The 25,030-nt window shown below is 68.2% G+C and carries 25 protein-coding genes; 14 read left to right on the forward strand and 11 right to left on the reverse strand.

The window, feature by feature from the left end; translation table 11 throughout:
- Window positions 1–75: 75 nt before the first annotated feature.
- Together AZC_RS09510 and AZC_RS09515 are read right to left on the reverse strand one after the other, a co-directional pair.
- Complete coding sequence (locus AZC_RS09510) at window positions 76–942, reverse strand: DUF296 domain-containing protein (RefSeq protein WP_052285909.1); 867 nt, start codon at window positions 940–942, stop codon at window positions 76–78.
- A gap of 65 nt (window positions 943–1,007) precedes the next feature.
- Complete coding sequence (locus AZC_RS09515) at window positions 1,008–1,757, reverse strand: hypothetical protein (RefSeq protein WP_043879146.1); 750 nt, start codon at window positions 1,755–1,757, stop codon at window positions 1,008–1,010.
- 301 nt (window positions 1,758–2,058) lie between these two features.
- Between AZC_RS09515 and AZC_RS09520 the strand changes: the two genes are divergently transcribed.
- The 4 genes from AZC_RS09520 to AZC_RS09535 all read left to right on the forward strand — a co-directional run bounded on the left by AZC_RS09520 (window position 2,059) and on the right by AZC_RS09535 (window position 5,469).
- Window positions 2,059–2,865, forward strand: coding sequence for a transporter substrate-binding domain-containing protein (locus AZC_RS09520; RefSeq protein ID WP_043879147.1), 807 nt, complete (start codon window positions 2,059–2,061; stop codon window positions 2,863–2,865).
- A gap of 175 nt (window positions 2,866–3,040) precedes the next feature.
- Window positions 3,041–3,799 (forward strand): amino acid ABC transporter permease, encoded by a 759-nt coding sequence (locus AZC_RS09525; protein WP_012170365.1) that lies wholly within the window; start codon window positions 3,041–3,043, stop codon window positions 3,797–3,799.
- Window positions 3,796–4,668, forward strand: coding sequence for an amino acid ABC transporter permease (locus tag AZC_RS09530; RefSeq protein ID WP_012170366.1), 873 nt, complete (start codon window positions 3,796–3,798; stop codon window positions 4,666–4,668). The genes AZC_RS09525 and AZC_RS09530 overlap by 4 nt, the downstream gene beginning before the upstream one ends.
- Before the next feature lie 21 nt (window positions 4,669–4,689).
- Window positions 4,690–5,469 (forward strand): amino acid ABC transporter ATP-binding protein, encoded by a 780-nt coding sequence (locus AZC_RS09535; RefSeq protein WP_043879148.1) that lies wholly within the window; start codon window positions 4,690–4,692, stop codon window positions 5,467–5,469.
- A gap of 24 nt (window positions 5,470–5,493) precedes the next feature.
- Here the strand turns inward: AZC_RS09535 and AZC_RS09540 are convergent, their stop codons facing one another.
- Window positions 5,494–6,504, reverse strand: a complete 1,011-nt coding sequence (locus tag AZC_RS09540; RefSeq protein WP_012170368.1) for an alpha/beta fold hydrolase — start codon at window positions 6,502–6,504, stop codon at window positions 5,494–5,496.
- A gap of 77 nt (window positions 6,505–6,581) precedes the next feature.
- Window positions 6,582–7,391 carry an HpcH/HpaI aldolase/citrate lyase family protein gene (locus AZC_RS09545; protein WP_012170369.1) on the reverse strand — a complete coding sequence of 270 codons (810 nt, stop codon included), beginning with the start codon at window positions 7,389–7,391 and terminating at the stop codon, window positions 6,582–6,584.
- 149 nt (window positions 7,392–7,540) lie between these two features.
- On the opposite strand from AZC_RS09545, the gene AZC_RS09550 reads away from it, so the two are divergent.
- From AZC_RS09550 to AZC_RS09560, 3 genes are all read left to right on the forward strand, one after another.
- Window positions 7,541–8,680 carry a CaiB/BaiF CoA transferase family protein gene (locus AZC_RS09550; RefSeq protein WP_012170370.1) on the forward strand — a complete coding sequence of 380 codons (1,140 nt, stop codon included), beginning with the start codon at window positions 7,541–7,543 and terminating at the stop codon, window positions 8,678–8,680.
- Window positions 8,677–9,360: a class I SAM-dependent methyltransferase gene (locus AZC_RS09555; RefSeq protein ID WP_012170371.1), complete on the forward strand. Its 684-nt coding sequence runs from the start codon at window positions 8,677–8,679 to the stop codon at window positions 9,358–9,360. Before AZC_RS09550 ends, AZC_RS09555 begins: the two co-directional genes overlap by 4 nt.
- 62 nt (window positions 9,361–9,422) lie before the next feature.
- Window positions 9,423–10,361 (forward strand): LysR substrate-binding domain-containing protein, encoded by a 939-nt coding sequence (locus AZC_RS09560; protein WP_012170372.1) that lies wholly within the window; start codon window positions 9,423–9,425, stop codon window positions 10,359–10,361.
- Between the two features lie 20 nt (window positions 10,362–10,381).
- On the opposite strand, the gene AZC_RS09565 is transcribed toward AZC_RS09560, so the two are convergent.
- Window positions 10,382–12,184 (reverse strand): class I poly(R)-hydroxyalkanoic acid synthase, encoded by a 1,803-nt coding sequence (locus tag AZC_RS09565; protein ID WP_043879149.1) that lies wholly within the window; start codon window positions 12,182–12,184, stop codon window positions 10,382–10,384.
- A 154-nt stretch (window positions 12,185–12,338) separates the two neighbouring features.
- Between AZC_RS09565 and AZC_RS09570 the strand changes: the two genes are divergently transcribed.
- The 6 genes from AZC_RS09570 to recJ all read left to right on the forward strand — a co-directional run bounded on the left by AZC_RS09570 (window position 12,339) and on the right by recJ (window position 19,803).
- Window positions 12,339–12,674: a hypothetical protein gene (locus tag AZC_RS09570; RefSeq protein WP_133865183.1), complete on the forward strand. Its 336-nt coding sequence runs from the start codon at window positions 12,339–12,341 to the stop codon at window positions 12,672–12,674.
- Between the two features lie 184 nt (window positions 12,675–12,858).
- Complete coding sequence (locus AZC_RS09575) at window positions 12,859–14,076, forward strand: LL-diaminopimelate aminotransferase (protein ID WP_012170375.1); 1,218 nt, start codon at window positions 12,859–12,861, stop codon at window positions 14,074–14,076.
- Between the two features lie 120 nt (window positions 14,077–14,196).
- Entirely contained in the window at window positions 14,197–15,507 is a 1,311-nt protein-coding gene (locus AZC_RS09580) for a homoserine dehydrogenase (RefSeq protein WP_012170376.1), read from the forward strand.
- A gap of 7 nt (window positions 15,508–15,514) precedes the next feature.
- Entirely contained in the window at window positions 15,515–16,498 is a 984-nt protein-coding gene (gene glpX / locus AZC_RS09585) for a class II fructose-bisphosphatase (RefSeq protein ID WP_012170377.1), read from the forward strand.
- A 236-nt stretch (window positions 16,499–16,734) separates the two neighbouring features.
- The gene (locus AZC_RS09590; RefSeq protein WP_012170378.1) at window positions 16,735–17,874 is read left to right on the forward strand and encodes an FAD-dependent oxidoreductase; all 1,140 of its coding nucleotides are present in this window, start codon (window positions 16,735–16,737) and stop codon (window positions 17,872–17,874) included.
- A 117-nt stretch (window positions 17,875–17,991) separates the two neighbouring features.
- A complete protein-coding gene (recJ, locus tag AZC_RS09595; RefSeq protein ID WP_043880203.1) occupies window positions 17,992–19,803 on the forward strand; it encodes a single-stranded-DNA-specific exonuclease RecJ in 1,812 nt (603 codons plus the stop codon).
- Between the two features lie 3 nt (window positions 19,804–19,806).
- Here recJ and AZC_RS09600 read toward each other — a convergent pair whose 3' ends face one another.
- Together AZC_RS09600 and AZC_RS09605 are read right to left on the reverse strand one after the other, a co-directional pair.
- Window positions 19,807–21,093: a DNA polymerase IV gene (locus AZC_RS09600; protein WP_012170380.1), complete on the reverse strand. Its 1,287-nt coding sequence runs from the start codon at window positions 21,091–21,093 to the stop codon at window positions 19,807–19,809.
- A gap of 4 nt (window positions 21,094–21,097) precedes the next feature.
- Window positions 21,098–21,409, reverse strand: a complete 312-nt coding sequence (locus AZC_RS09605; RefSeq protein ID WP_012170381.1) for a DUF3572 domain-containing protein — start codon at window positions 21,407–21,409, stop codon at window positions 21,098–21,100.
- A 98-nt stretch (window positions 21,410–21,507) separates the two neighbouring features.
- Between AZC_RS09605 and AZC_RS09610 the strand changes: the two genes are divergently transcribed.
- A complete protein-coding gene (locus AZC_RS09610) occupies window positions 21,508–21,876 on the forward strand; it encodes a response regulator (protein ID WP_043879151.1) in 369 nt (122 codons plus the stop codon).
- 395 nt (window positions 21,877–22,271) lie between these two features.
- Here the strand turns inward: AZC_RS09610 and rpmG are convergent, their stop codons facing one another.
- The 4 genes from rpmG to AZC_RS09630 all read right to left on the reverse strand — a co-directional run bounded on the left by rpmG (window position 22,272) and on the right by AZC_RS09630 (window position 25,029).
- Window positions 22,272–22,439: a 50S ribosomal protein L33 gene (gene rpmG, locus AZC_RS09615; protein ID WP_012170383.1), complete on the reverse strand. Its 168-nt coding sequence runs from the start codon at window positions 22,437–22,439 to the stop codon at window positions 22,272–22,274.
- 107 nt (window positions 22,440–22,546) lie between these two features.
- Window positions 22,547–23,740 (reverse strand): MFS transporter, encoded by a 1,194-nt coding sequence (locus AZC_RS09620; RefSeq protein WP_043879152.1) that lies wholly within the window; start codon window positions 23,738–23,740, stop codon window positions 22,547–22,549.
- A gap of 105 nt (window positions 23,741–23,845) precedes the next feature.
- On the reverse strand, window positions 23,846–24,592 hold the full coding sequence (locus AZC_RS09625) for an NUDIX hydrolase (RefSeq protein ID WP_012170385.1): 747 nt from the start codon (window positions 24,590–24,592) through the stop codon (window positions 23,846–23,848).
- The gene (locus AZC_RS09630) at window positions 24,589–25,029 is read right to left on the reverse strand and encodes a DUF983 domain-containing protein (RefSeq protein ID WP_012170386.1); all 441 of its coding nucleotides are present in this window, start codon (window positions 25,027–25,029) and stop codon (window positions 24,589–24,591) included. Before AZC_RS09630 ends, AZC_RS09625 begins: the two co-directional genes overlap by 4 nt.
- Between the last annotated feature and the right edge of the window lies 1 nt (window position 25,030).

Here is a 25,030-nt window from a genome sequence, read left to right on the forward strand (position 1 = left end):
GCCGACGATGTCGCGCTCGTGCACCGGCTGATCGGCGTCCTTTCCGGCGTTTTGGCGGCAGCGGGCCTCCTGTCTTCAGGCGGCGTCCACCTCCAGCGCGAATTCGCAGGTGATGCACACGGGGTTGCGCCCCTGCGCCAGCCAGCCCTCCCGCAGCGTGCCGCTGAGGCCGACTATGGCGATCTTCAGCCGCGTCCGCAGGTCGCCCGTCTCGTCGGGAGCGACCGTGCCATCGAGGATAAGGAATTCCGTCGCATAGTCCGCAAGGTCCGGCCCGTCCTCGAACTCGGCCCCGATGATGCTCCCGAGGCTGCCTCGCACCCGCGCCCGGCTCACGCCGTGGGCGCGGCAGACGTCGGCGAGCGCCGCGCCGATTTCCACGTTCGGCCGCAGCCGGGCGAGGATGAGGCGGCGGCCGCTCTCCGGGGCAGGGGCGTCGCTCTCCGGCGTGAACAGGGTGAAATTGGTCTCTGCGTCGGGCCGAGCGGCGATGCGCGCGGTGCGCGAGCCGAAGGCGCGGGCGGTGATGGGGCGGGAGACCTGCGTTTCCAGCGGCAGGATATGGCCGCCGCCGCGCACGCCGTCCGCCGTCCGCCATGTGGCATGGCAATGGGTGAAGGGGCCCCGGTCACGAAATCCGAAGGTGATGTTGGCCTGCTCGATCAGCGCCTCGCCGTCCGGCGAATGGGTCTGGCTGTACCAGGCGGCATGGGTTTCGTCCGGCGCCGGCGCGGGCATCACGAAATGGAAGGGCGCAAGCCAACCGTCCGTGAAGCACACGCTGCCGCCGGTCCATCCGGCGGCCAGCAAGGGCCGCGCGATGGCCTCGTTGAGGCTGAGACCAGGTTCGAGGGTGATGTCCATTTCTTCAAGACCGGTGCACACGCTTTCGAAGCGGCGCGCGGCAGCCGGTCCCGGCTGTTTCAGGGCCCTCAGCGACACAGGCGGTTCCTCACGACGTTCTTGTTCTTTGGACACTCTTGGCACCCCAGACGGGAATTCAAGAGTTAGGTCGCGATGGCAGCGGTGTCCATGGCCCGCGTCCGGGTCGCGCGATCGCTCGCCCACATCCAGAGCGCCGCTGCCAGCAGCAGCGAAAAGCCGATGGGGCCGTGCGGGGCGGCATGCGCCACCTGGATCTCCCAGCCGAAGCCCACGAGCAGCAGGGCCGCAGGCCAAGGCGCGCGGCGCGTGAGAACCAGCGCCAGCGCGGCGCTGACGGCGGCGACGAAGATGGCCCACGAGCCGCCGAGACTGATGACCGAGCCGATGCCGCCGGTGAGCGGATCCACCCAGTCGGTATTCAGCAGCTTGATGGCGCCGGCCGCCTCGTCCGCGGTCATGGCGCCGGAGGTGCGCATGGATTCCACATTGAGGATCGAGCGGCCGAGGCCGATGCCGCCGATGGAATCAAGCGCCGTGTAGAAAATGAGGAACGCGAAGGTGGCGATGCGGGCCAGCCAGGCGAGGCCGCCCGCCACACCGCCCTCGATCGGCGCCATCAGGCGCCACAGGCCGATGGAGACGAGGCCGATCATCGGCAACTGGATGACGTGCAGCGTCACCCACCAGCGGGGGCCGAAATAGGCCAGCGCCATATGCTCGGGCTTGTAGGGCTGCTCGACGCACAGGAAGGCGAACATGCCGGGATCTCGGGTGAAGTTCGCCGGATGGAAAAGCTGGATGGACACAAGGACGATTGGTGCAATCACCAGCGTCAGCCAGAACAGAAGTCGATCCGAAAGCCTGTGTCCCATGCCGACTCCATCGCATCTGCTGGTTGAATCTTAATGGCTTGCGGCCACCCGTCCATCATGCAGTGTGCACGGACGGTTGTATTCATGGCTGCATATTTTTTGTGCGCGACGACCGCCGCCATGTCATGCTGGAAAGGCGGATGCCGTAAGGTCCGGTTCGGCGGGAGCGTTGCATGAGGCGCGCGCTCGACTGGCTTGGTTCTTGCTGTGGCGTCGGCAGTCCCGCGTGAGTCTCGCCTCGCCGGTTCTGAATAATCGCGGCTCGGGGAGCTCAGCCCTCGGCCCAGGATGGGGATCCTCCATGAAAAAGCTTCTGATTGCGTCCGCCCTTGCCCTGCTCGCGGGCACCGTGGCGGCTTCCGCCGACGTGCTGGACAAGATCAAGGAGAAGGGCGTCCTGACGGTTGGCGTGAAGGCCGACTACAAGCCGTTCGGCTTCCGCGATCCCTCGGGCGCCATCGTCGGCATCGAGCCGGATCTGGCCGCCGACGTGGCCAAGCGCCTCGGCGTGAAGCTGGAGCTGGTGCCGGTGGTCTCCGCCAACCGCATCGAGTTCCTCCAGCAGGGCAAGATCGACCTGATGATCGCCACCATGTCCGACAAGCCGGAGCGCCGGAAGGTCGTGCTGGCCATCGACCCGCCCTATTATTCCGACGCGGTGAACATCCTTCTCTCCAAGAAGGTGAAGAACGTCACTAAGTGGGAAGACCTGAAGGGCAAGGTGCTCTGCGGCACTTCGGGCGCCTGGTACAACAAGGACGTGTCCACGAAGTACGGCGCCGAGGTGAAGGCCTTCGACGGCTCCGAGAAGCCGCTGTTCGCGCTCAAGGGCGGCGAGTGCATCGGCTACCTGTATGACCAGACCTTCATTCAGGGCAAGCTGCTCGACGCCGAGTGGACCGCCGACTACGCGATGCCGCTGCCTGGCGTGATGGAAGCCCCGTGGATTCTCGCGGTGGCGCCGGGCGAGGACAAGTTCGCCAAGTTCATGACCGACACCACCCTCGACTGGATGAAGACCGGCTTCATCGTGAACGAGGAGAAGAAGTGGGGCATCGAGCCGACCGACTATTCCAAGCGCATGCACGAAGAGAAGAAGGGCTCCTGAGCCCAAAGGGGCGCGCGGCTTCGGCGGCGCGCCCTTCTGTGTACAGAACCGGCTTTCCGGACGCCCTCGCGGGCAAGCGGGTTTCCTGATGGTGAAAAATGTGTCAGGGGCCAAGCCTGCGGCAGGCTCCGGCCACCCGCCGCTCTCCCTCCTTCCCTGATCGACGGGCTGATCCATGGATCTCGTCGCGGAGTGGTTCCGCAACCTCTACGACACGACCGGCATCAACCTGACCATCGTCTATGATGCCTACGACCGGCAGCGCTTCGTGTCCGGCGTCGGCATGACGATCTATCTGTCGGTGGTGTCGATCCTCATCTCCATCGTCATCGGTGCCATCGGCGCCTGGGCGCAGGGCTCGCCCGTGCGCGCCATCCGCGCGCTGGTGAACGGCTTCGTCGTCCTGTTCCGCAACACCCCGCCGCTGGTGCAGATCTTCTTCTTCTACTTCGGTCTCGGGCAGATCCTGCCGCGGGTGGAGAATGACGACGGCATGATGGTGCAGATGATCTCCAACGTGCAGTGGGCGATCATCTCTCTGTCCCTGTTCGCGGGGGCCTATAACGTCGAGATCTTCCGCTCCGGCCTTGAGGCCGTGCCGCGCACCACGTCGGAGGCCGCCGAGGCGCTGGGCTATACGCGCATCGGCGTCTATCGCCACGTGCTGCTGCCGCTCGCTTTGCGCATCTGCCTGCCGGCGCTGAACAACAATCTCGTCAATCTGCTCAAGACCACCACGCTCGCTTATGCCATCGCCGTGCCGGAGACGCTCTATGTCTCCAAGCAGATCTGGAACGACAGCCAGAACGTGCCGGTGATGATGGTGGTTCTGCTGCTGGTCTACACCGGCCTCGTGGGCATCCTCGTCTACATCATGCATCGCTGGGAGCGGGCACTCGCCATTCCCGGCTATGGCCAGGGAGCGGCCTCATGAGCGGCGCGCCGTCCTCCACCGGCACCCTGCCGGCCAGCCCTCTTCCCGTCCTGCTACCGTTCCGGCTCGGCGAACGCCGGCGGCGCTTTCCGCCATGGCGGATCACTTTGCTCCATGCGGTCGGCATCGTCGGCATCGGCCTCGTTGTCGCCGGCGGCGCCCATGCGCAGGGCGCACCGGGCCAGCTTTCCGCCTTCGGGGTGATCTGGAAGTGGTTCCCGCTGCTCATGTGGGGCTTCGGGTTCAACATCCTGATCTCGGTGCTGTCCATGGCGCTGGGCACGGTGGCGGGTCTCGGCCTCGGCCTTGCCGCCATCAGCCAGTCGGCGCCGCTGCGCCAGACGGCGTGGGGCGCGACGCAGTTCTTCCGCAACGCGCCGTGGCTGGTGCTGCTGTTCTTCGCCATGTTCATGATCCCGTTCCAGTTCACCATCCTGGGCAAGACCATCCCCTTCCCGGACTGGGTGAAGGCGGTGATCGGCTTTGCTTTGCCGGTGATGGCGAACATGGCGGAGATCGTGCGCGGCGCCGTGAAGTCGCTGCCGAGCGGGCAGTGGGAGGCGGCGGAATCGCTCGCCTTCTCCCGCCGCCAGACGCTGTGGATGATCATCCTGCCGCAGTGCGTGAAGCGCATGCTGCCGCCGTGGATGAACCTCTACACCCTGGTCACCATGGCGACCGTGCAGGCCTCCATCGTGGGCGTCACGGAAATGCTCACCCTCATCGCGCAGGTGCATGCGGCCGAGGGCGGCCGGCCGGACCTGCTGGCGCCGCTCTACGGCTTCGCCATGCTCTGCTTCTTTGTCTACTGCTACCCCATCGAGCGCTTCACGCTTTACCTTGAGCGGCGCTTCCAACTTCACCAATGATTGCCGTGCCGGAGACGCGCCTTGGCCGCCCCCACTTCCACTCCTGAGAATGAATTCGGCTGGACCCCGGACCAGCCGCTCGTCCGCGTGGTGGACGTGCACAAGTCCTTCGGCTCGCTCGAGGTGCTCAAGGGCGTCTCGCTCGACGTGCGCAAGGGCGAGGTGATCTGCATCATCGGCCCGTCCGGCTCGGGCAAGTCTACGCTGATCCGCTGCATCAACGCCCTCGTGCCCATTGATAGCGGCACCATCCGCGTGGAAGGGCAGGAGGTGAACGATCCCAAGCTCGACAAGCTGGCGCTCCGCCGCAAGGTCGGCATGGTGTTCCAGCAATACAACCTCTTCCCCCACCGCACGGCGCTGCAGAATGTGATGATGGCGCCCGTCCACGTGCTGAAGCAGAACCGCAAGGAAGTGGAGGAGCGCGCCCGGGCGCTGCTGGCCAAGGTGCGCCTTCAGGGCAAGGAGAATGCCTATCCGGGTCAGCTTTCCGGCGGCCAGCAGCAGCGCGTCGCCATCGCCCGCTCGCTCGCCATGAAGCCGGACGTGATGCTGTTCGACGAGGTGACGGCGGCGCTGGATCCTGAGACGGTGAAGGAGGTGCTCGTCACCATCCGCGAACTGGCGGAAGAGGGCATGACCTGCATCCTCGTGACCCACGAGATGGGCTTTGCCCGCGAGGTGGCGGACCACATCTATTTCACCGACAAGGGCCTCATCGTGGAACACGGCCCGCCGGCCGAGTTCTTCGCCAATCCCAAGGACGAGCGCACCAAGGCCTTCCTCGGCCAGGTGCTCTGAGAGCCGTCGCGCCGAGGCCGGCGCTCAGGGCTGCGGCACGAGAGCCCGCCGGCCCGCTTCGGCGAACAGGGGACGGCGCGCGGGCGCGGTGGCGAACTGCGTTTCCGCATGCGCCACCTCGTCGATGGCGGCCATCACCTCGGCCTGCGCGAAGTGGTGCACCATGTGACCCGCGTTCGGGATGACGCGGAGCGTGCTCTGGCGGATCTGCGCATGCAGGCGCTCGGAATGATAGGAGGCCGAGACCAGCCGGTCCTCGCCCCCCACCACGATGGCCACCGGCATGTCGAGGCCGTGATAGCGCAGCATGTTCTCCTGCGTGGCCGCGTTGAGGCGGGAGACGTCATCCGCCACCGCCACCAACTGCCAGGGCCGGAGCGTCATGCCCTGCATGACCGGAGTGAACAGGGCGGGCACGGGGTTTGGGCCGTAGATGTCCTCCATCATCTGCGGCCAGAAAAGACGCAGCAGCGGCGGCATCAGCGTGTAGTTGAGGGCCTCGTTGAGGCCGGGCGTCGCCAGCGCGCTGGTCAGCTTCATGTCCAGGCGCGGATCGGGGTAATAAAAGCCGGAGATCAGCACGAGCCCGCCCGCGAGGGAGGGGTCCTGCAGGGCCATGTTGACGGCCACCTGCGCGCCGAAGGAATGCCCGACCAGAATGGCATGGGAGACGCCGAGCCGGGCCAGCGCCCCGCGCAGAAGTTCGGCCTGCCGCTGCGGCGTCCAGGCGATGTCGCGCGGGCGCGGCGTGGTGCCATAGCCCGGCCGGTCGAAGGCGATGACCCGATAGCGCCGCGCCGCTTCCTTCAGAAGCCCCGCCAGGGCAAAATCGTTGAGGGATGAGCCGGCGCCGTGGATGAAGACCACCGCATCGCCTTCGCCCATCTCCACATAATGCACCGGCACCCCATCGATGCTCACCTCCTGCCCCACATAGGGGCGGGCCGCTTCCGCCTGCCGCGCGCTATAGGTGTTGTAGCCGGCGAGCAAGGCGAGGGCGACGAGCACGAAGGCAAGGATACGGGCGAGGCGCATGGGAACTCCGGACCGCCCGCCGGTGCGGGCGGCGCCACCATGCCACGGGAGCGCGGCCGACGCGAAATGCCTGCCGCTCAGCCGATCTCCGCACGCTTCAGGATCTGCTCGGCCCGAATCCGGACCGGCGCATCCACCATGGCGCCATCCACCTTCACCGCCCCTTCGGATGCCGCAGCGAGGATGCGCTGGGCCCATGCGATGTCCGAGGGGCTGGGGGCAAAGCCGGCCAGCACCGGCGCGATCTGGCTCGGATGGATGCACAGCTTGCCGGCGAAGCCGAGCCCGGCCGCATAAGCGGCATCGTCCCGCGCCAGCGTTGCGTCCGCGACCGTCGCCGTGACGCCGTCGATGGGGCCGGCGCGGCGGGCAAGGCGGGAGGCGAGCACGAGTTCCGAGCGCGCCATCAGCAAGGCCTCGCGGCTGTGGCTGCTGCCGAGATCGGCGCAATAGTCGATGGAGCCGAAGGCGAGCCGGGCGACCCCATGGGTGGCCGCGAGCGCGCGCGCATTGGCAAGGCCCAGCGCGCTCTCGATGAGCGCGATCACCGGCACGTCCGGCACGGCCGCATGGACGGTCGAGATGTTCTGCGCCTGCTCGGCCTTGGGCAGGATGATGCCGCTGAGGCGCAGCCGGCGGGCGAGGGCGAGGTCGTCCGCGAGGAAGGGGGTGCCGCAGCCATTGATGCGCAGCAGAAGCCGGCCCTCTGTCGGCCAGTGGGCGGCGATGGCGTCGCGGGCCTTGCCCTTGTCGCCGGGCGCCACCGCATCCTCCAGATCGACGATCACCGCATCGGCCCCGGCGGCGAGCGCCTTGCCGAAGCGTTCCGGCCGATCACCGGGCACGAAGAGCGCCACGAGGCGCTCGGTATGAAGGAAGGTGGTCATGGGCAGCCCCCCGCTGTCGGACGGCGCCTAAAGTGCCGTGCGCGGACGCCGGGGCAAATAGCAAAATCAAAGCGCCGCCATCGCAAAGTCCTATGGGCGCGCACAGGCACTGGGCCGCTAGCTTTCGCGGGGGTGTGAGGAGAACGGACATGGCGGGCGATCTCGACGGCCTCCTGGTGGTCAGCGTGGAGCAGGCGGTGGCGGCGCCCTATGTCTCCGGGCGGCTGGCCGAGGCAGGGGCGCGGGTCATCAAGGTGGAGCGGCCCGAGGGCGATTTCGCCCGGGGCTACGACCATCTCGTACAGGGGGAGAGCGCCTATTTCGTCTGGCTGAACCGGGGCAAGGAATCGGTCTGCCTCGACCTGCGCCTCGAAGCGGACAAGGCCCTGCTGGCGGATCTCATCGCAAAGGCCGACGTCTTCATCCAGAATCTCGCCCCCGGCGCGGTGGCCCGCCTCGGCTTCGATCCGGAGGCGTTGCGGGCCGCGCATCCGCGCCTCATCACCTGCTCCATCTCCGGCTATGGGGAGGAGGGGCCGTACCGCGATCTCAAGGCCTACGACCTGCTCGTGCAGGCGGAGACGGGTCTGTCCTCCATTACCGGCACGGCGGAGGAGATGGCGCGGGTCGGCGTGTCCGTCTGTGACATTGCCGCCGGCATGACCGCCTTCCAGTCCATCCTTCAGGCCCTCTATGCGCGCGAGCGGACGGGGCTGGGGCGGCACATCGCCGTGTCGCTCTTCCATGCGCTCGCCGACTGGATGAACGTGCCTTATCTCCAGTACGCCTATGGCGGCCGGACGGCGCCGCGCGCCGGCCTCTCCCATCCCACCATCGCGCCCTATGGCGCCTATGCCTGCGGCGACGGGCGTTCGGTGCTCTTCTCCATCCAGAACGAGCGGGAATGGGCGGCCTTCTGCGGCGAGGTGCTGCGCGCGCCGCAGCTCGCGGACGATCCGCGCTTCCGGGACAATTCCGCCCGCGTCGCGGCCCGGCCGGCGCTCGATGCCGTCATCGCCGAGGTGTTCGGAACCCTTGGCCGGGACGAGGTGGTGGCGCGGCTGGAGGCGGCCCGCATCGCTTATGGCCGGGTTTCCACCCTGGCCGACCTCGCGGCGCATCCACAAAACCGATATGTGTCTGTGGAAACGCCGTCCGGCCCGGTGCGCATGCTGGGAGCGGGTGCGCTTGTGGATGGAATGTTGCCGCAGCCCGGTCCCGTGCCGGCCCTCGGCGCCCAGACGCAGGCCGTCCGCGCGGAGTTCGGCGGAAGAGGGAGCACAGAATGAGCCGTCCGGTCCGTACCAGCCTGTCCGTCATCGAAGACGCTCTGGGCCCGCTCGAAGGCAAGCATGTCCTCGACCTTGGCTGCGGCCACGGCGCGCTTGCCAAGGCGCTGGTGCGGCGCGGGGCGGAGGTGACGGGTGTCGATCCCCAGATCGAGGCGGTGGAGGCAGCCGAACAGGCGGTGCCGGAAGCGCGCTTCGTCCAGGCGGGCGCGGAGCATCTGCCCCATCGCGATGGCCTGTTCGATGCTGTGGTGATCCTCAATGCCCTGCACCACGTGCCGGCGCCCCTCATGCGCGCGGCGCTGCGCGAGGCGGTGCGGGTGAGCGCCGGGCCGGTGCTGGTGATCGAGCCCTTGGCCGAAGGCTCCTTCTTCGAGGCGGTGCGGCTGGTGGACGACGAGACCGAAATCCGCGCGCTGGCGCAGGCGGCGCTCACCGATGCGATTGCCGCGGGCGACGTCACCCTCGTGCGCATGGAGGAGTATGAGGACCACCGCGCTTTTTCCGGTCCCGAAGCCCTGTTGCGCAAGATCGTGGAGGTGGACCCCGCCCGCGCTGAGATCGCCGCCCGCCGGGCGCCCGAAGTGGTGGAGGTGGTGCGCGCGGTGGCCGAGCCGCAGGGCGAGGGCTTCGTTCTCATCCAGCCCCACCGCGCCCATCTGCTGCGTCGGCCGTCATAGGTTTGCGCGCCGTTCCGGCGCGGGGGTAGACTGAAAATCTATCCCCCGCCGGAGCCTGATCCTTGGACCTGCGCCAGCTTCGTTACTTTCTCGGCATCGTGGAGGCGGGCTCCTTCTCCAAGGCCGCGCAGCGTCTGCATGTGGCCCAGCCGGCGCTGAGCCAGCATGTGCGCAACATGGAACTGGACCTCGGCGTCGAGCTGCTGTTCCGCACGCCGCAGGGCGTCACCGTGACCGAGGCGGGCGAGACGCTGCTGCGCCATGCCCGCGCCGTGCTCGCCCAAGTGGCGGTGGCCCGCGAGGAGGTGATCGCCCGGCAGGCGGAGCCGGAAGGCGAGGTGCGCTTCGGCCTGCCGGGCACCATTTCCGAGCGCATCTGCGTGCCGCTGATTCTGGAGGCCCGCCGCCGCTTTCCGAAGGTGAAGCTGCGGATCGCCGAGGCCATGAGCGGCTTCGTGCTGGACTGGCTGCGCGAGGGCAAGATCGACCTCGGCGTGCTCTATCGCACGGTCTCGGATCGCAGGCTGGGCGCTCGTCTCGTGCTGCGCGAGGATCTGTGCCTGCTCGGCCCGGTAGCGCCCCTCGCTCCCGAGCCACGCCTGAGCAAGGGCCATGTGTCGCTGGCCGCCGTGGGCGCGCTGCCGCTCATCCTGCCGAGCCCCGGCCACGGCCTGCGCGATCTTCTGGATGAGAGCGCGGCGGCGGCTGGCGCCGAACTCTCCACCGTCACCGATCTCGACACCTACGGCCAGATCAAGCTGCTGGTGGAGGCGGGGGTCGGCTATTCCATCCTGCCGGTGGCGGCCGTGCGCCGCGAGGTGGACGAGGGACGGTTGCGCACCTGGCCCATCGGCACCCCCGCGCTCACCCGCGACCTGCATCTGGTGCACCCCGCCGATCGTCCGCTGGGCAATGCGGTGCGGGCGGTGGAGCAACTGGCGCTCACCATCCTTCAGCAGCAGGTGCGCGACGGCACATGGCCGGCGACGCTAGCCGATTAAGGCAGGTGACAGCCTGCGGCTCAGGACTTCTCGCGTACGTAGCGGCCGGGGGCATCCTCGATGGGATTGAACGCGCTGCCGCCTGGCTCGCGGGCAGGGACCTCGTCCGGATGCAGGGCGCTGAACCACTGCGCCCAATCCGGCCACCACGAGCCCTTGTGCTCCTGCGCCCCCTTCAGCCAGACGTCATAGTCCCCGCCGGTCGGACCGCCGGTCCAGTACTGGTACTTGTGCTTCACCGGCGGATTGACCACGCCCGCAATATGGCCGGACCCGGCCAGCACGAAGCGCACGGGGCCGCCGAGCAGGCCTGCACCGATATAAGCGGAGTTGGGCGGCGCGATATGGTCCTCGCGGGTGGCGAGCGAATAGACCGGGATCGTCACCTTGCCCATGTCGATCTTGACGCCCGCGATCTCCGCCAGCCCCTTGGCGATGTTGTTCTGGAGATAGCAGTTGCGCAGGTAATAGGAGTGGTTCGCCGCCGGCATGCGGGTGGAATCGGCATTCCAGAACAGAAGATCGAAGGGGAACGGCTGCTTCCCCTTGAGATAATTGTTCACCACATAGGGCCAGATCAGGTCGTTGGACCGCAGCATGTTGAAGGCGTCGGCCATCTTGCGTCCTTCAAGATAGCCCATCTCCTTCATGCGACGCTCGATGACCGAGAGCTGCGCCTCGTCCACGAAGACCTTGAGATCGCCCGCGTGGGTGAAGTCGATCTGGGTGGTGAGGAAGGTGGAGCTCGCCACCCGGTCATCGCCGGTCGCCGCCATGTAGGCAAGCGTGACCGCGAGCAGCGTGCCGCCCACGCAATAGCCGATGGTGTGCGCCTGATGCTCGCCGGTCGCCTTCTCCACCGCATCGAGCGCGGCGAAGATGCCATCGCGCATGTAGTCGTCGAAGCCCTTGTCGGCGAGACGGGCGTCCGGATTGACCCACGAGATGACGAAGACCGTCAGCCCCTGATCCACCATCCACTTGATGAGGGATTTCTCGGGCGTCAGGTCGAGGATGTAGAACTTGTTGATCCAGGGCGGCACGATCAGCACCGGCGTCTTCTTCACGCTGGGCGTCGAGGGCGCATACTGGATGAGCTGCATCAGCTCGGTCTCGAAGATGACCTTGCCGGGGCTGAGCGCCAGATTGCGGCCCACCTCGAAGGCGCTCATGTCCGTCTGGCGGATCTTGAGATCGCCTTTGCCCTCCACCAGATCCTCGGCCAGATTCTTCATGCCGCGCACGAGGTTCTCGCCGCTGGAGGAGAGCGTTTCGCGGATCAGCTCCGGGTTGGTCATGAGGAAGTTCGAGGGCGCCACCGCATTCGAGAGCTGGCGCACCAGGAATTCGGCCTTGTGCTTGGTGTGGGGATCGAGCCCCTCGGCCTCCTTGACCATGGACTCGGCCCAGTTGCTGGTCACGAGATAGGTCTGCTTCAGGGCGTCGAAGAACGGGCTTTCCCATTCCGGGTCCTTGAAGCGGCCGTCCTTGGGGTCGGCCTTCGCGATGGGCTCGGCCTTCTCGCCGGAGAGCTTCTGGAGCGCCCCCGCCCAGACGCCCATGTAGCCCATCATGAGGCGCGACTGGGCCTCGAAGGAGCGCTTTGGATCGGACATCCAGTAATTGGCCACCTCGCCGATGGTCTTGAGCGCATCGGCGATATCGTCCGTCATGTCGTCCGGCTTGCCCTCCTCGCGCGGACGCATGTAAGCGGCGACGGCCTTGCCGCCTTCCTCCACCATCTTCGCAAGGTTCTGGGCGAACGCCTCCATGTTTACGGAGGCAGGGCGCTCTGTCGTGGTCACGTCGCTCGGCGAGGCCATGGGGATTCCTTGAGACGATTCCGTCCTTTATAGATCGTTTTCCCGACGGATCTGTTTCGCGCCGTCAGCTTTGGCCATATTAATGCGGCCAGCAAGCGGGGGCGAGTGGCAGACGGGCGCAGGTCCGTCGAGACGCGTGAGGGATAGGATGGTCATGAGGCCACAAGGGGGCGCGCTGCGCCGGGCGGACAGGACGACGGGCGCGCGCCGGCTGGCGCTGCGGGCCGGGCGATTCGCCGCGGTCGTCGCTGCCGCCGCGCTGCTCGCCGGGTGTGCTGCGGGGCCGGATTCGCCCTTCGCCGTCTTCCAGCCGCGGGTGCCGGATCTGCCGAAGGTGGACCCCGCTGCCTATCCCAACCTCTCGACCCCGGATGTCGCTCGCAAGCCCACCCTCACGCCCGAGGCGCAGGCCAAGCTCCAGAAGGATCTGGAGCGGGTGTCCAAGGATCAGGGCAACAGTGTCCTTCAGTCCATCGAGAAGGGCCCCTAGAGGCTCAAGCTCCATTGCGCGCAATGACCCGCCGTGCGGCGGGCTTCGTTGCGTTGCAGCATGCCGAAGCGGGGTTCGAGGCCCTGAATGCACCGCTTTGGGTGGTTTTTGATTCACGGAAGAGTGCTAAAAGGGCCGTTCGCCGCGCCGGGAGGACAAGCGCGCGGCCTTTGGAGCTCGTGTCATGACTGACTTTCACCGTATTCGCCGGCTGCCGCCTTATGTCTTCGAGCAGGTGAACCGTGTGAAGGCCGCCGCCCGCAACAACGGCGTGGACATCATCGACCTCGGCATGGGCAATCCCGATCTGGACGCGCCGGCGCACGTGATCGAGAAGCTCAAGGAAACCATCGGCAAGCCGCGCACCGACCGTTACTCGGCCTCGAAGGGCATCCCCGGCCTGCGCCGCGCGCAGGCGGCCTATTACGAGCGCCGCTTCGGCGTGAAGCTCAATCCCGAGACGCAGGTGGTGGCGACGCTCGGCTCGAAGGAAGGCTTCGCCAACATGGCGCAGGCCATCACCGCCCCGGGCGACGTGATCCTGACCCCGAACCCGTCCTATCCCATCCACGCCTTCGGCTTCCTCATGGCCGGCGGCGTCATCCGCTCGGTGCCGGTGGAGCCCGATGCGCAGTTCTTCCACGCCATGGAGCGGGCGGTTCAGCACTCGATCCCGAAGCCCATCGCGGTGGTGGTGTGCTATCCGTCAAACCCCACGGCCACCGTGGCGAACCTCGATTTCTACAAGGACGTGGTGGCGTTCGCGAAGAAGAACGACCTCATCGTTCTCTCGGATCTCGCTTATGCCGAGCTCTATTTCGACGACAACGAACCGCCGCCCTCCGTGCTCCAGGTGCCGGGCGCCATGGATGTGACGGTGGAGTTCACCTCCATGTCGAAGACCTTCTCCATGGCCGGCTGGCGTATGGGCTTTGCGGTGGGCAATGAGCGGCTCATCGCCGCGCTCGCCCGCGTGAAGTCCTATCTCGATTACGGCGCCTACACGCCCATCCAGGTAGCGGCCACTGCCGCGCTGAACGGCCCGCAGGAGTGCATCGCCGAGATGCGCGAGACCTACAAGCGCCGCCGGGATGCCATGGTGGACAGCTTCGGCCGCGCCGGCTGGACCATTCCCGTGCCTAAGGCTTCCATGTTCGCCTGGGCGCCGATCCCGGAGCCCTTCCGGGCCATGGGCAGCGTGGAATTCTCCAAGCTGCTGATCGAGAAGGCGGAAGTGGCGGTGGCGCCAGGCGTCGGCTTCGGCGAGCACGGCGACGAATATGTGCGCATCGCGGTCGTCGAGAACGAGCAGCGCATCCGCCAGGCGGCGCGCAACATCCGCCGCTTCTTCGAGCAGGCCGGCACCCTGCACAATGTGGTGCCGCTGTCCGCCGCCCGTTGATCCGCTGACGGAAGGGGCGTCCCACAGGGCGTCCCGTGCCAGCCTCGCGCTGGCACCGTGTCTATGATCCCGCCGCGGCCGTGAAGGTCGCGGCTTTCTCACAGGACATATGTTCGTTCCATGAGCCAGTTGAAGATTGGTCTGGCCGGCCTCGGCACGGTCGGCGCCGCCGTGGTTGGGATGCTGGAGCGCCGCGCCGGCGAGATCGCGGCCCGCACCGGCCGTACCGTCAAGGTGGTCGCCGTCTCCGCCCGCTCGAAGTCCAAGGACCGCGGCGTCGATCTCTCCGCCGTGCGCTGGTATGACGACCCGGTGGAACTCGCCCGCGACCCGGACATCGACGTCTTCGTCGAGCTGATGGGCGGCGAGGGCGATCCGGCCAGGGCGGCGGTTACCGCCGCGCTTCAGGCCGGCCGCGCGGTCGTAACCGCCAACAAGGCGCTGCTTGCCCGCCACGGCCTTGAGCTGGCGAAGATCGCCGAAGCCTCCGGTGGCAGCCTGCATTTCGAGGCGGCGGTGGCCGGCGGTATCCCCATCGTGAAGACGCTGCGCGAGGCGCTGGGCGGCAATCGCATCGGCCGCGTGTCCGGCATCCTCAACGGCACCTGCAACTACATTCTCACCCGCATGGCGGACGAGAAGCTGGCCTTCGACACCTGCCTGTCGGAAGCCCAGCGCCTCGGCTATGCGGAGGCCGATCCCACCTTCGACATCGACGGCCACGACACCGCCCACAAGCTGGCGCTGCTCACGAGCCTCGCCTTCGGCACGCAGGTGGACGCCGATTCCATCTATGTGGAGGGCATCCGCTCCCTGACCCTGGCCGATCTGGAAGCGGCCGACGAACTCGGCTTCAACGTGAAGCTGCTGGGCGTTGCCGTGCGCACGGACGAAGGCATCGAGCAGCGCGTGCATCCGACCATGGTGCCCAAGGGCTGGCCCATCGCGCAGGTCTCCGGCGTCACCAATGCGGTGGCGGTGGATGGGGACGCGGTGAACCTCACCCTTGTCGGTCCCGGTGCCGGCGGCGCGGCCACCGCTTCTGCCGTGGTGGGTGATCTCATCGATGTGGCCAAGGGCAACCGGGGCTTTGCCTTCGGCCTGCCGGTTTCGGCGCTTGAGCCCTGCGAGCGCGCGCCCATGCAGCGCCACGGCGGGGGCTACTACATCCGCCTGGCCGCCGTGAACAAGCCGGGCACCGCCGCCACCATCGCCGGCCGTATGGCGGAGGAGGGCATCTCGCTCGCCTCCATCGTGCAGCGCCAGCCGGCCCGGGCCGCCGGCGCCAAGACGGTGGGGCCCGAGGACGTGGCGGTGATCCTCATCACCTACGCCACCACCGAGGATGCCGTGCGCAAGGCCATCGACGCCATAGAGGCGGACGGGGTCATCGTCGGCCGCCCGCAGGTGATCCGCATCGAGAAGGACTGACGTCTCCATGTCCCGTGTCCCGCCCCAGCTCGACCGCCGTCTCGCCCTCGAACTCGCCCGCGTGACCGAGCGCGCGGCGGTGGCGGCGGCCGTCTATCGCGGGCGTGGCGACGAGCAGGCGGCGGACGAGGCGGCGGCCAACGGCGCCTTCAGCGAACTGTGCGACATGCCCATCTCGGGCGAGGTGGTCATCGGCCCCGGCCTTGAGGGCGAGGTGGCGCACCTGTTCCAGGGCGAGACGGTGGGCCGGGGCGGCGAGGCGGTGGAGATCGCCGCCGATGCCCTTGAAGGCACCACCTTGTGCGCCAAGAACATGCCGGGCTCCATGTCCGTCATGGTCATGGCGGCGCCCGGCGCGCTGCTGAAAGTGCCGCCGGTCTATATGGACAAGGTGGCGGTGGGGCCAGGTTATCCCAAGGGTGTGGTCTCGCTCGCGGCCAAGCCCGAGGAGAACATCAGGGCCCTGGCTGAAGCCAAGGGGGTGCCGCCCACGGAAATCACCGCCCTCGTGCTCGACCGGCCCCGCCATGCGGGGCTGATCGCGGCGGTGCGGGCGGTGGGGGCCTCGGTGAAGCTCATCACCGATGGCGACGTGGCGGGCATCATCCACACCACCGATCCCGCCGGGAGCGGGGTGGACATCTATCTCGGCATCGGCGGCGCGCCGGAAGGCGTGCTGGCCGCCGCCGCCTTGCGCTGCATCGGCGGCCAGATGGAAGGTCGCCTCATCCTCGACAGCGAGGACAAGCGCAGCCTGGCCAAGAAGCTGGGCATCCGCGACGGCAGCAAGGTCTATGGCCTCGAGGACATGGTGCAGGGCGACTGCATCGTCTCGGCCACCGGCGTCACCGACGGTGCGCTGCTGCACGGCGTGCGCATGCTGCGCGGGCGCGTGGTGACCGAAACGCTGCTGATGCGCGCCGCCACCGGCACCGTGCGCCGCATCTCGACCGAGCACCGCGACCCGCAGAAGTTCAACATCGAGGACTGAGCGGGATCGTCGCTCCGCGTGCCGACGTCGGATCGGCGCTGCCCGCTTGTCGGGCGTCGCCCCTGCCTGTATCAAAATCCCGTCGCGAAAAACGATGCCCCCTCCAGGGGCCTCGCGCACACGCCAGTCCGGGTTCTCCCGGCTCGGCCAGCGTCTCCAAAGCCAACGCCTGATCTTCAGGCTCTCGCGCCGTGAGCGGTCTTGCGCTCTGCGGCCGCGACGACAGGAGCGCATCCATGCGAACCCCCGTGACCATCATTGGCGCCGGCCTCGGCGGCCTGACGCTCGCCCGCGTGCTGCAAATGCAAGGCGTGACCGCCACGATCTATGAGGCGGAAGCCTCCCCCGACGCCCGGCCGCAGGGCGGCCTGCTGGACATGCATGCGGACAGCGGCCAGCGGGCGCTGAGGGCCGCAGGGCTGTTCGAGGCCTTCCTCCGCCTCGTGCGCCCGGCGGAAGATGCCAAGCGCATCGTGGACAAGACCGGCCGCATCCTCTTCGACAAGCCCGGCACGGCCTGCGGGGAGCGTCCCGAGGTCGACCGGGGAGACCTCCGGCGGCTGCTGATCGCCTCCCTTGCGCCGCAGACGATCCGGTGGGGCCACAGGGTCGTGTCGGTGGTGGGGCGCGACGGCGGGCGCCACGAGGTCACCTTTGCCAATGACGCGACGGTGATGTCCGAGCTTCTCGTCGGGGCCGACGGAGCCTGGTCAAAGGTGCGCCCGCGCCTTAGCGACGTGCAGCCGGCCTATACGGGCACCTCGTTCATCGAGACGCTCCTGCCGGCGGGGACCAGCCGCCACGCGGCGAGCGCGGAACTCATCGGCAGCGGCACGCTCATGGCGCTTGCGCCCGGAAGGGGCATCCTCGCGCATCGCAACGCTGACGGCACGTTGCACGCCTATATCGCGTTGAACGAAGCGGAGGATTGGTTCCGCGCACTGGACTTCAGCGACCCGAGTGGCGCTCTCGCACATGTCGCCGCCTGCTTCGAAGGGTGGGCGCCACCGCTCACCGCACTCATTGGTGAGGGGCGGCAGGCGCCGATCCTGCGTCCCATCCATGCGCTTCCTGTCGGCCTGCGCTGGCCCCGCATGCCCGGCGTGACCCTTCTGGGCGACGCCGCGCACCTGATGTCTCCGTTCGCCGGCGCGGGCGCGAACCTTGCCATGCTGGACGGCGCGGAACTGGCACGCGCGATCCTCGCGTCGCCGGATGACACCGAGGCGGCGCTCGCCATCTATGAAGCGGGGCTCTTTCCCCGCAGCGCGGCCGTCGCCGCAACATCGGCGCGCAACCTCGCCTGCTTCTTCGGCGAGACCGCTCCGCAGGGCGTGGCAGACCTGTTTGCGGGGGAGGTCGCCGGCCGGACATGACCGGCCACGGAGGCGGCTTTCCCCACGGCCCATGGCCTCTCTCAACCCGCCCGTCTGCGTGCCACGCGGGGGCGGGTCCCATTTTCAGGCTCGACGCGGCGCAGTTGCTTGGGCTTCATGCCTTTCGTGAACATCGCCCTGACGAATCGTCCTTTCCTGTCCGTCGCCCGCTCGGCCACCGGCCGCACTTGGCGCGACCGGCTGGACGTGCGCGCCTCGCAGATGGCGCTCGCCATCGCCCAGCGGCATTTCGTGCCGGATCTCGTGGCCCGTATCCTTGCCGGGCGGGGCGTCGACATCGACGACGTGCCCGCCTTCCTCGACCCCACCATCAAGGCGCTGCTGCCGGACCCGGACACGCTCACCGACATGGGCGGGGCCGTGGAGCGGGTGGCGGCGGCGGTGACTCGCGGCGAGCAGGTGGCCGTGTTCGGCGACTATGACGTGGACGGCGCCACCTCGACCGCCCTCCTCGTGGACGTGCTCCGCGCGGCGGGGCTTGATCCCTTCTTCCACATTCCCGACCGCATCTTCGAGGGCTACGGCCCCAATGTGAACGCCATCGAGCAACTGGCGGCGCGGGGTGTGACGCTTCTCATCACGGTGGACTGCGGCACCACCAGCACGGAGCCTCTGGCGGCAGCCCGGCGGCTCGGGCTCGATGTGGTGGTGATCGACCACCATCAGGCGGGCGAGCACCTGCCGGACGCCAACGCCATCGTGAACCCCAACCGGGAGGATGATCTTTCCGGCCTCGGGCATCTGTGTGCGGTGGGCCTCGTCTTCGTGACAGTGGTGGGACTCGTGCGCAAATTGCGCGAGATGGGCCACTGGACCGGCGACCGGCCAGCACCGGATTTGCTCGCCGCCCTCGATCTGGTAGCGCTGGGCACGGTGGCGGACGTGGTGCCGCTCAAGGGGCTCAACCGCGCCTTCGTCACCAAGGGCCTCATCGCCCTGCGCCGCCGCCAGCGGCCGGGGCTCACGGCGCTCATGGACGTCTCCCGTCTCGACGGGCCGCCTCGCCCCTGGCACCTCGGCTTTCTGCTCGGTCCGCGCATCAATGCCGGCGGGCGCATCGGCGATGCGACCCTCGGCACGCGCCTGCTGCTGACACAGGATCCCGCCGAGGCGCGCGCCATCGCCGCCGAACTGGACCGCCTCAACACCGAGCGTCAGGCGGTGGAGCAGGGCATCCTCGCGGATGCCGAGGCCGAGGCGCAGGCCGCCATGGGAATTGCGGGCGACGGCGCGTCCACCGTGGTTGTGAGCGGGCAGGGGTGGCACCCCGGCGTGGTCGGCCTCGTCGCCTCGCGCCTCAAGGAGCGCTTCAACCGCCCGGCCTTCGCCATCGCTTTCACGGGCGAGACCGGCACCGGCTCCGGCCGCTCCATCCAGGGTGTCGATCTCGGCAAGGCGGTGCGCGCGGCCGTGGAGGCGGGGCTGCTGGTGAAGGGCGGCGGCCATGCCATGGCGGCCGGCCTCACGGTGGAGAAGGCCCGCCTCGGCGACCTGCGGGCTTTCCTCGAAAACGCGCTCGCCCCCGACGTCGCCAAGGCGGCGGGCGAGGGCACGCTGACCATCGACGGCGCGCTCACCGCCAGCGGCGCCACGCCGGCGCTGCTCGATCAGGTGGCGAAAGCCGGCCCCTTCGGCGCGGGCAATCCCGAGCCGGTCTTCGCCTTCCCGTCCCACCGCCTCACCTATGCGGAGACCTTCGGCAACGGCCATGTTCGCGCCCGCCTCGTGGCCGGCGACGGCACCACGCTCAAGGCCGTGGCCTTCCGCTGCGCCGAGGAGCCGCTGGGCCGCGCCATCCTCAATGCGCGGGGCCGCAACCTGCACGTGGCCGGCGGCCTCGACATGGACCACTGGCAGGGCGAGGCCCGCGTCAGCCTGCGCGTGCGGGACGTGGCCGAGGTCGGTTGATCCCTATCGCCCCGCATCCGGCTTGCGCGTCGGCTTGTCTAAGAGGATGCCGCGCTTCAGCGCACCGGCCCCGAATTTCGCCCGCACCGCATCCATGGCTGTCTCCGTCGCCTTGATGCGCTGGGTGGAGGTGTCCACGAGATCGGCCGGATCCGCGTCGCTGCCGGGCGAGAGGTCCGAGAGGCCGACGCCGATGAGACGGAAGGCGGTGCCGTCCACTTCCTTGAGCAGCAGGTCGTGCGCCGTGGCATAGAGCCGGGCGGCCAGATGGGTTGGGCTGTCGAGACCGCGCGAGCGGGTGCGCAGGCGGAAGTCCGCCGTCTTCAGCTTCAGCGTCACCGAGCGGCCGGCGAGGTCCGATTGTTTCATGCGGGCGCAGACTTTCTCGCACAGGGCATAAAGCGTCTGTTCCAGCGGGCGCAGATCGCGCACGTCGGTATCGAAGGTGGTCTCGGTGGAGACGCTTTTCGCCTCCCGGTCCGGGGTTACGCTGCGGGCGTCGATGCCCCGCGCCAGCCGCCACAGCCGCAGTCCCTCCGCGCCATAGCGGCGGGCAAGATCCTTCTCATCCGCCCGCTGGAGGTCGCCGATGAGTTTGAAGCCGTCCGCCGCCAGCTTGCCGCCGAACGAGGGGCCAACGCCCCAGATGAAAGTGACCGGCCGGGGCGCCAGAAACTCCGGCGCCTCTTCCAGCCCGAGCACCGAATAACCGCGCGGCTTGTCGAGATCGGAGGCGGTCTTGGCGAGGAACTTGTTGGCGGCGAGGCCGACCGAGATGGTGATGCCCACATCGCGCTCCACCTGCGCCGCGAAGCGCGCCAGCACGCGGGCGGGGCTCATGCCGTGCAGGCGTTCGGTGCCGGTGAGGTCGAGGAAGGCCTCGTCGATGGAGAGCGGCTCCACCAGCGGGGTCAAGGCCTGCATCATGCCCCGCACCTGCCGGCCCACGGCGGCATATTTCGCCATGTTGGGCTTCACCACCACCGCATCGGGACACAAGGCACGGGCCTTGAACATGGGCATGGCCGAGCGCACGCCGGAGATGCGGGCGATGTAGCAGGCGGTGGAGACCACACCCCGCGTGCCGCCTCCGATGATGACCGGCACGTCGCGCAGGGCCGGATTGTCACGCTTCTCCACCGCCGCATAGAAGGCGTCGCAATCCACATGGGCGACGCTCAAGGCATGGATCTTGGGATGGCGCACGAGGCGCGGGCTGCCGCAGACGGTGCAGCGCGGGCCATCGCCTGCGTCCGCCAGGCAGTCGCGGCAGAAGCCCGGCGCGGCCATGGCGTCAGTGCCGCCGCACCACCGCGTCGGGATCGGCCGGCGGGCTCAGGAGATCGTGGGCGCGGGCCACCTGCTGCGGATCGAGATTGGCATGGGCGCAGAAGACCAGCAGCAGCGGCTCGTCGGACAGAATGTAGGCGAGGACGCCCGCCCCGAAATCCTTCCGCTTCACCGCGTCCCTGAGGCCGGAGGGGTCCATGCCCGTGGCTTCCAGGAAGCCGGCGATGCGCTCGCCGTCGCCGGCGAGGAAGGTGAGGCCCGCGAGGGCGATCTCGTCCGCCCGCGCCGTAGCGTCGGGCCGTTCCTTGATGGGCATTTGCGCTTCCGCAACGATTGGTCTCTAGCTATGCCATCTTGTCCGATCCGCTCGCCGGTGCGAAGCGGCAATGCGGCGGCCCGGGGGGCGATGCACACATGGCGAAGACCGTGATGATCGTGGAGGACAACGAGCTCAACATGAAGCTCTTCCACGACCTCCTGGAGGCGCATGGCTATCACACGGTCGAGACCCGCAACGGCATCGAGGCCATGGATCTTGCCCGCCAGCACCGGCCGGACCTCATTCTCATGGACATCCAACTGCCCGAAGTCTCCGGCCTCGAAGTCACCAAGTGGCTGAAGGCGGATGCCGAACTCAAGGCGATCCCGGTGGTGGCCGTGACCGCCTTCGCCATGAAGGGCGATGAGGAGCGCATCCGGGCCGGCGGCTGCGAGGCCTATCTGTCCAAGCCCATCTCCGTGGCGAAATTCCTCGAGACGGTGCGCCGATTCGCCGGCGGCTGAGGGGATCGGGTGCTCCCGATCCTGTGATTCACCATTCGTTCAGCTCTGTGGTTTCCAAAAGGCGAGCTTTGGGATAGCTTTACATCCCAGAAGGACAGCGGACGTTGCCCAGCGCCTTGGCGCGCAACGCCTGTTCTAGCCCTGCGGAGTGCCTAGGTCCGCCGCATCTCCTGGGTCCGTGGGGTTCGGCCGGCGGGTGGACGATCACGGGTGGCCTCCCCGTCCGTCCACCGCCGGCCACCTCTCCCTGACATGTCTGATCCTGCTGCCGCCCCGTGCGGTGTCCGTGCGCGCCCCGCGGATGTCCGTGCAGGTTGGGCTGTCACGCGGCCAAAGAAAAAGGCGCCTTCCGATGAAGGCGCCTTTCAGTCGGTCACAAATCGCGCGCGATCAGATCACTTGATCTTGGTCTCGCGGAATTCCACGTGCTTGCGCGCCACCGGATCGTACTTCTTGAGCACGATCTTGTCGGTCTTGGTGCGGGAGTTCTTCTTGGTCACGTAGAACACGCCCGTGTCCGCGCTGGACAGGAGCTTGATCTTGATGGTTGCAGCCTTGGCCATGTTCGTTCCTTGATGCCGTTCCGGCGCGCAGTCCGGATGGGCCGGCTTGCGGGAAAAGAATTACGGACGCGCTGCCGGTACGGCGGCTCGTGGGCGCGGAAACTCCCTCATCGGCCCTGGCTTGTCAAGCCGTCCCGTGCCTCCGCGCGCACGAGGCAGGCCACCACCACGGCCACATAGGTGCCGAGAAGCCCTGCAACCACAAAGGCGAAGCCGTAGGGATTGTAAGCATCCATGCCGAAGCCGACCACCGGCGGGCCGATGACGAGGCCGATGGAATAGAGCATCACGAAGGCCGCATTGGCGGCGGCGAGGTCCGCGCCACGGAATCGCTCGCCCAGATGCGCGAGGCCGACGGTGTAGATGCTGCCGACGATTCCCGTGGCGAGAAACACCGCCACCTTGAAGGCCAGCGTCTCGACGGGAACGAAGGGCAGGGTGGCCGCCCCCACGGTTCCGGCGAGCGCGCAGAACAGCAGCAGGTAGCGGCGGTCGATCCGGTCGCTGATGAGGCCGAGGGGGATCTGGAACGCCACATTGCCCAGCACGGCGATGGTCAGAAGGAGCGAGGCTTCCGCGGCCGACAGGCCGAGCCGCACGCCATAGAGCGGCAGGAAGCTCATGACGGCGGTCTCCACCGCGCCGAACATCAGCGCCGCCAGCGTCGCAATGGGCGAGCGCCGCACGAATCCGAGGACGCCGTGGTGGTCTTCCTCATGGATCTTGGGCGTCACGCCGTGGGCGAGCAGGATGGGGATGAGGCCGAGCATCATCACCGCGGCGCCGGCGAGATACGGCTCCCAGCCGCGCGAGCCGAGCACGCCGAGGATGACCGGCCCCATGGCAGCGCCGATGGAGAGGCCGGTGGCATAAAGGCCCATCATGAGCCCCCGTCGCTTGGGGGAACAGACGGCGTTGATCCAGAATTCGCTCACCGCGAACAGCACGCAGAGCGCCGCGCCGAAGACGAATCGCAGCGGAAACCACATGGCGAAGGAGGGGATCGCCTTGAAGCCCAGCAGGGTCACGGCCGTCAGCACGATGGCGAGCGAGAGCACGCCCCGCACACCGAGCTTGCGGACCATGAGCGGCACGAAGGGGGCGGTGAAGATGGTGGCGATGCCGGCCACCGCCGTGTTCACGCCGATCCAGGTGTTGGCGATGCCGCGGCTCTCGAGTTCCAGCGCCAGCAGCGGGATCGACAGGCTGAGGCCGATGCCGACCACCGATACCGCGCCGATGGCGGCGGCAATGGAGGCGGTACGGCCCGCGCCGGAGATGGCCTGCTCGGGAGCGTGCATGAAAACCCTCGGTACCCTCGGCCCGCCGGCAGGGGGCGGGTGAACAGAACAAGCGACAGCCGCCGAAGATCGGCCCGGCGGCAACGGAAAGGCGCTGCGGCCGGTCTAGTCCAGCAGCGACCGGACGAACGTGCCGCGGCGCATGGCGTAGAACGGCACGGGCGCGTGACGGGGCAGGCCGGCGGCGAGCCGTGCGCCCACCTCCTCCAGCACGACGCGGGTGATGGTGGGCAGTTCCGCCTTGGCCGTTTCCTCGACCGTCAGCCAGCGCAGCTCGATGAGTTCCGAATCCGGCCCCACCTTGCCGTCCACGCGATGGGCGACGTCGGACACGTCGGCGAGGAAGAAGCGGGTGTCGAAGCGTTTCGGCCGGCGGGGCGGCGTGATGGCCCGCAGCACGAAGGAGAGTGCCTCGAGATTGGGATAGACGCCCTGCGCGGCAAAGGCGCTCCATTCGCCCTCCGGTGCCTCGGGCGCCCCCGCCTCGGTGGTGCCGATGAGCAGGCCGGTCTCCTCGAAGGTCTCGCGGATGGCGGCGGCGGCCAGCGCCCGCGCCCGCTGGGCGGAGGGCCGCTGGACATTGGCCATCAGGCGCCGCTCGCTGTCGGCGTCGAGCATGCCATAGACCGGCATGGCCCGGTCGCTGGCTTCCACGCGACCGCCGGGGAAGACGAACACGTTGGGCATGAAGCGGTGGCTGGGATGGCGCAGGCCCATGAGGATGCGCGGCGCCTTGCGGCTGCGGTCCACCAGGATCAGCGAGGCGGCATCGCGGGGGCGCACATTGGGCGAGTCCTGGCGGCGCTCGGCAGCGGTGAGGCGCTCGGCGAGGGCGTGGGTCGGCTGGGTCATGGGGTGAGCGGCGTCTTTCCGGCGGCCGCGGCAGGCGGCAGGGCCTCGTGTTCGGGACTATCGGGATCAAAGCCGTGCATGCGCAGGGCCCACTGAAGGCCCACCAGGGCACCCTTGGTGACGGGCAGCAGCGCAAGGCTGAGCAGGAGGGTCAGCGGCAGCCACAGGGCGAGATGCACCCACACCTCCGGCCGGTAGGCTTCCTCGACGATGACCAGGAGCGGCACCACGATGTGGCCGACCACGAGAATGGTCATGTAAGGCGGGGCATCGTCCGCCTTCTGGTGATAGAGCGCCTCGCCGCAGGCGGGGCAGTGGTCCGCGACCTTGAGGTAGCGGCGGAACAGCTTGCCGACGCCGCAGGCGGGACAGAGGCCACGGGCGCCGCGCATCATGGCGCTGGCAGCGTCCCGTTCTGCATTCATGGTCTGCGTCATG

Origin of the sequence: Azorhizobium caulinodans ORS 571, from assembly GCF_000010525.1 — a bacterium.
Taxonomy (GTDB): domain Bacteria; phylum Pseudomonadota; class Alphaproteobacteria; order Rhizobiales; family Xanthobacteraceae; genus Azorhizobium; species Azorhizobium caulinodans.